3 protein-coding genes and 1 pseudogene are annotated in these 5,881 nt (G+C 67.1%); 1 reads left to right on the top strand and 3 read right to left on the bottom strand.

From position 1 onward, the window contains the following. Nucleotides 1-2,614, bottom strand: a 2,614-nt coding sequence (locus AC2VON_RS07770) for a PGRS repeat-containing protein (protein ID WP_486952425.1), incomplete at its 3' end; no start/stop codon positions are given. A gap of 830 nt (nucleotides 2,615-3,444) precedes the next feature. On the opposite strand from AC2VON_RS07770, the pseudogene AC2VON_RS07765 reads away from it, so the two are divergent. Further along, a pseudogene (locus tag AC2VON_RS07765) lies at nucleotides 3,445-3,534 on the top strand (hypothetical protein); the annotation flags it as partial. On the opposite strand, the gene AC2VON_RS07760 reads toward AC2VON_RS07765, so the two are convergent. Both AC2VON_RS07760 and AC2VON_RS07755 read right to left on the bottom strand, forming a co-directional pair. Then, nucleotides 3,533-5,275 (bottom strand): AMP-binding protein, encoded by a 1,743-nt coding sequence (locus AC2VON_RS07760; protein WP_486952424.1) that lies wholly within the window; start codon nucleotides 5,273-5,275, stop codon nucleotides 3,533-3,535. The pseudogene AC2VON_RS07765 and the gene AC2VON_RS07760 overlap by 2 nt on opposite strands. Before the next feature lie 25 nt (nucleotides 5,276-5,300). Further along, nucleotides 5,301-5,648 carry a hypothetical protein gene (locus AC2VON_RS07755; RefSeq protein ID WP_486952423.1) on the bottom strand — a complete coding sequence of 116 codons (348 nt, stop codon included), beginning with the start codon at nucleotides 5,646-5,648 and terminating at the stop codon, nucleotides 5,301-5,303. Nucleotides 5,649-5,881: the final 233 nt, after the last annotated feature.

The raw sequence follows: 5,881 nt of genomic DNA, 5'->3' as shown, positions 1-5,881 counted from the left end.
CGCCGTCTCCGCCGCCGCCGGCCAGCGTCCCGGCCAGGCCCCCGGTTCCGCCTCCACCGCCGCCTCCGCCGTCCCCGCCGGTCTCGCCGTTGCCGTTGGAGACGCTGCCGCCGGTGGCGCCCGCGTAGCCGTCGCCGCCGTCGCCGCCGGTGCCGGCGGTGTTGCCAGCGCCGGTGTTGTCGGCGCCGGCGCCGCCGTTGCCGCCGTCGCCGATGGCTTTGCCCGCGGCGCCGGCTGTGCCGGCGCTGCCGCCGTGGATGCCGCCCGCGCCGGCGTTGCCGCCGGCACCGCCGCTGGTACCGGCGTTGCCGCCGGCGCCGCCGTTGCCGCCGTTGTCGGCCATGGTGGCCGCGTTGGCGCCGTTGCCGCCGCTGCCGATGTTGCCGCCGGAGCCGCCGTCACCGCCGTCACCGCCGATGCCCAGGCCGCCGGTGGTGTTGCTGACCGGCACGGCGCCGCCGGCGCCGCCGGTGCCGCCGGCGCCGCCGGTGCCGCCGTCACCGCCGGTGCCGCCGTCGTCGCCGGTGCCGGGCTGGCCGTCAAGACCGGTGCCGCCGTCACCGCCGGTGCCGCCGCCGCCGCCGTTGCCGCCGTCACCGCCCGAGCCGGCCAGCGTGCCGGCCAGGCCACCGTTACCGCCGTCACCGCCGTCACCGCCGTCACCGCCGGTCATGCCGTTGCCGTTGGAGAAGTTGCCGCCGGTGGCGCCCTGGTAGCCGTCGCCGCCGTCGCCGCCGGTGCCGCCGTTGCCGGAGGTGCCGCCGGCGCCGCCGTCGCCGCCGTGGCCGCCGTCGAGATTCGCGGCGTTACCGGCCGCGCCGTCGCCGCCGGTGCCGCCGTTGGTGATGGTCGGTGTCAGGCTGCCGTCGGCGCCGTCGTTACCGGCGTGGCCGCCGCCGCCGGGGGTGGTGCCGGCCAAACCACCGTCGCCGCCGTTGCCCGCCACCGTGCCGGGGCTGCCGGCGTCGCCGCCCATACCGCCCGAGCCGTCGCCGTACTGGCCGTTCACACCCCAGACGCCGTCGGCGCCGTTGCCGCCGTCACCGCCGGCGCCGGCGTTGCCGCCGTCACCGCCGTTGCCGCCGTCGCCGTTGGCGCCCACGGTGCCGTGCGCCGCGGTCCCGCCGTTGCCGCCGGCACCGCCGGCGCCGCCGTCGGCTCCGGCACCGCCGGTGACGCCGTCACCGCCGGCGCCGTTGTTCACACCGCCCACACCGGTCGTGCCGGTCGCCCCGGTCACGCCGTCACCGCCGGACCCACCGGTGCCGCCGTTGCCGGCGGCGCCGCCGTCACCGGCCAGCGAGCCGCCCGCGCCGCCGTCGCCGCCGTGCCCGCCGGCCCCGCCCACCTGGGCGGCCGTGAGAGTCGTGCCGTCCGCGCCTGCCGCGCCGTTACCGCCGGCGCCGCCGGCGCCGCCGTCACCGTCCTCGCCGCCGGCGCCGCCGGCGCCGCCGTTGCCGCCATCCGCGCCCGGGAGAAGGGCATCGAAACCGTCGCCGCCGTTGCCGCCGGTGCCGCCGGTGGTGGCCACGGTACCGGCGGCACCGGCTGTACCCGCGCTGCCGAAGAACCCGGCGGCGCCGCCAGCACCGGCCGCACCACCGTTACCCGAGTCGCCGCCGGCACCGCCAGTGCCGCCGTCGACGTGGCCGACGATGCCGTCAGCACCGGCGCCACCGCTGCCACCGGCGCCCGAGGCAGCACCGTCACCGCCGGCGCCGCCGGCGCCGAAGAGGCCACCCGCACCACCGGCGCCACCGGCGCCGCCGTTGCCACCGTCACCGCCGGCGCCGCCGTTGCCATCGCCGCCGAGAAGGAAGGTGCCAGCCAGACCCGCGGTACCGTCCGCACCGGCACTGCCGTCACCGCCGGAACCCGCGGTGCTGAACAGGGCGAGCAGCCCGGCGTCGCCACCGACACCACCGGCGCCGCCGTCGGTACCGCCGGCGCCGCCGTCACCGCCGTGGCTGAACCAGGCAAACCAACCCGCAGCACCACCGGCACCACCGTCATCGCCGGCGTCACCGATACCGCCGGCGCCGCCGTCACCACCGAACAGGCCGCCCTGACCACCGTTGCCGCCATCAAAGCCGGCCCCACCGCTGCCGAACACCCACCCGCCGGCACCGCCGTCGGGATCGGCAGCCGTGCCGGCTGCACCGTTACCGAACGGCATCAGGAAGTCGATGTTGGCAAAACTCCACGTCGACTCGCCAACCCCAGCAGCAGCCGGCCCGGGGGCATCAAAGGCGAGAGTGGGAAGATCGTGGGTGAAATTGCTGAGGGTGGCGTCCAGCGCAGAGGTGTCGAGCCAGTTGGTGTCCAACAGGTTGGAGTCGAACAGACTGAGATCGGAGAGGACCGACGCCCACGCGGACGGGTCAACGAATGACGCCCAGTCGATGCCGTCGAACGATGCCGTCCAGGCCGACGGATCGAAGAGATCCAACAGGTCGAAGAAGTCGGCCTGCGCGGGCGGCGCGGCGGCCAACGGCGTCAATCCACATGCCAAAAACGTCGCCGCCGACGCTCCCAGCCCCGCCGCCCGGCCACGCCGGCGCATGGTGGCGGTGCGTGAGCGGCCGTTCCCTTTGGCGTTGTTGTGAAGAGCCATTGCTCTGCCTCCTGGATCCGTGCTTGCCGGCTGGTAGCGACAAGGCGTGCTGCTTGGTCGCGGCTAATTTATTACCCAGTCGGTCGGTTGTCTAGAAAAATGGAAAACTTTTTATAATGTGCCAGGTCAGTAGGCGTGTCGGGGTCCACAGTCCACTGTCGTGGCAGGCTCCGGCAGGGGCGTGCGAGTCCCTACCGCGCTTCCTGGACCGCCACCTCGCTCCGTATCACGTCCAGTGGGAGAAGGCCAAGATCGACGACAACGGGTCTGGCTGAAAGCGGCCAAGGCGGGCTTTTCCGCCATGGTGGCACCGGTTAGCGATCGGCAGGTCATCACCGCCAAACAGCATCGTGCGGCCGGGCCCGGGTCCGGCCGCACGATGCTCGCCGCTCACCCGGAACCGCGAAGAGATGTGTTCCCAACCGGGGTCATCGGGGACCGCTATGTGATGACGGACAGTGATCGCCGCGTCGATTCCTACCAAGCCCGCCCGTGCTGCCGAGGTATCTCAGTCGCTAACGGGTTAGCGTTGTTGTGCATGGAGATTCTTCCCTTCATCGTCAATCATGTTGTGTTGATGAAGAGTCCACGCACTGCAGGGCCACCCAGCCGACCGTCCTGCGTGCACTCGCCGCGGTGGGAGAACCTTCATGCACCCAGCGCTATCGGCCATCTCCCACACGGTGCCCGACCACAACTCGGCGAGAGTTCACGTACGGCTCCCGTGCTTGTAGATGATTCGATGCCTGCCCCCAGGCGAACGTCGATGCTGCGCACCTTCGCGACCTGGTCACCAATTCCCTAAACCGGGTCAGCTCGGGAGACGAGGCCGAAGGACGCGTGGTTCGATTATTGACGAGGTGGAGCCGCGGATACGTGAGTTGTTGCAAGCCTATCCGGCTTCGCCGCTTGAGCTCATTAAGCGTACAAGCGCGCGAACCGGCCCTGCCGATATTGCTGCAGACACGCTCGCCGTCTGACCTTGCCGCTGGTGGTGACGGGGATCGAGCCTGCTGCTACCGGAACCAGATCTGCAACGCTCAGACCGTGTGAGTTTGATATCGCCGAGATGACTTCATTGATGATGGCGTGTTTTTCCTTTGCGTCTTTTCCGGGGTCCCCCTGATGTTTGAGTTCGATGATGACGACCAGCTGCTCCGTGGCCCCGCCCGGCACCGCGATCGCAGCGCAGCGACCTCCGGTGATCTCTTGCGCTGTCGCCTCGATGTCATCGGGACAGTGGTTGCGCCCATAGATGATCAACAGATCCTTGATACGGCCGATAATGAACAGCTCACCGTCGGAAAAAAAGCCGGAATCTCCGGTTCGCAGCCACGGCCCTTCCGGTGTTCCGACCGAGGGAGCGATGATCCTTCCTCCGAATGTGTGTTCGGTCTCTTGTGGCTTCCTCCAATATCCCATACCGATGTTGTCGCCGTGTACCCATATTTCCCCGACGGTTCCGGCCGGACACTCAATTTTGGTGTCTGGATCGACGATCCGCACCTTCGGCGACTGCGGCACGCCGTAACTCACTAGCGCCGTGCCTGTGCCTGCCGAACTCGTGCACTGGTTGCCATGGCCGGCGAGCAGTTCTGCCGACTCGAAGTGGACTATTTTCGGTGGCTGCCTCGACGGTCGTGTTGCTATGTACACCATGGCCTCTGCCATTCCGTATGAGGGCTTGAGAACGATGTCACGGAGATTGAAGGGGGCGAACCGATTTGCGAAGCGTTTGAGCGTCACCGGTTGTACCCGCTCACTACCGTTCAAGATGCTCAGGACTTCCCCCAGATCGAGCCCGGCCATATCATCGTCGGACGTTTTTCGCGCTGCCAATTCGAATGCAAAATTTGGCGCTGCGGTAAATGCGTGCCCATTGGTTGCCAGTAGTTGCATCCAGCGCGCCGGACGCTGCAGAAACGATGCCGGACTCGTGAGCACAGCACGCAGTCCTCCGAAAACAGGCAGCATAACTCCTAGGGCTAAGCCCATATCATGATAGAAGGGAAGCCACGACACCACAGTTGTGTTCAGCGGGCCCACGTTTCCGTAGTCCCCGAAGTAAGCGGACATGATCTGCCGCATATTGGCAAAAACATTGGCGTGCGAAAGCATGACGCCGGCCGGCTGACGAGTGGAACCTGAAGTGTATTGCAAGTATGCGATATCGGAGAGAATATCAGTTCGCGCGTTGCTTCCCATTTGGGAGTCCAGGTCCAGCGCATCGACTTCGACTAGCACCGGAGCAGGTTCACCAGGTTGTGGTCTGATGCGATCGGCGACGTTGACCGCGACGGCCGAGGTCGTGAGAATGGTACGGGGAGATGTATCACGCAGCACCGAATCAACGCGCTCATCAATGACGCCACGATGCGGAACCGAAAGCGGAACCGCAATCATTCCTGCCTGTAGGGCACCAAAAAATGCAATGATGTAGTCCAACCCCTGCGGTGCCAAAATTACCGCCTGGTCACCAGTTGTGGCGTGGCGCCTAAGTTCGTGCGCAAGGTTGAGTGTTCGCCGATACAGCTGTGACCACGTCAGACTTACTGCAGCTCCATCCCAGTTCTGCTCGTAGTCGATAAAAGTGAAAACGATGTCGTTGGGCTGCAGACTCGCTCGCTCACGCAGCACCTCCGGGATGAAAGATCCGATCATTCGCACGCTACCTTCATAGCTAGTTTTATCGGCACGATACTATCCTCGCTGTCCTGGTTTGCATCTGACTCCGCCGCAGAGATCGGGTTGAGAAATTGGCGCCGGCGAGGGTTCGCAGGCAGCCGGAGATCTTGTCGTCTTGGCGGTCGAGCAGGCGGCGGGCCAGCGCGTGTACGGTACACAGCTGGTGCCTCGCGTCGCGGTAGGTGTCATAGGGTGCCGACCTATCATACGGTACCCACGCGTCGTGGATCGCCACCTCGTGAAACCGGTCCAACACACCGGCGTCGTCGATGCCGGCGCGCCTGTCGGTGCCGGTGCGCGCACCGCAGTATCGCAGTTTGTGGCGCACCACCTCGTCGGGATCGGGCACCTGCCTCAGCGTCGACCCCGAATCCCGCAACGCCGCATTCTCTTGGGCGAGCTGAGGATACGAGGGACACGACCCAAAAGGCACTACATCATGATTGGCAATACGCAAGCAAGATCAACGCGACACGCCGATCAAATCAGACCTTGATTTCTGGCTCTTCCGGCATGAATGTGGGTTGGTGACGGATTAGGGGCAGTGGATTCGCTGGCTGGGGAAGGAGATCCGCGACGCGG

Source organism: Mycobacterium sp. TH-M82, from assembly GCF_057473605.1.
Note: the sequence above shows the minus strand (reverse complement) of the source record. Positions and strands in the feature narration are given on the sequence as shown.

What these genes read in the sequence shown, in the direction of transcription:
- AC2VON_RS07760 (WP_486952424.1), bottom strand. Translation starts at nt 5,275, where the DNA reads ATGATCGGATCTTTCATCCCGGAGGTGCTGCGTGAGCGAGCGAGTCTG.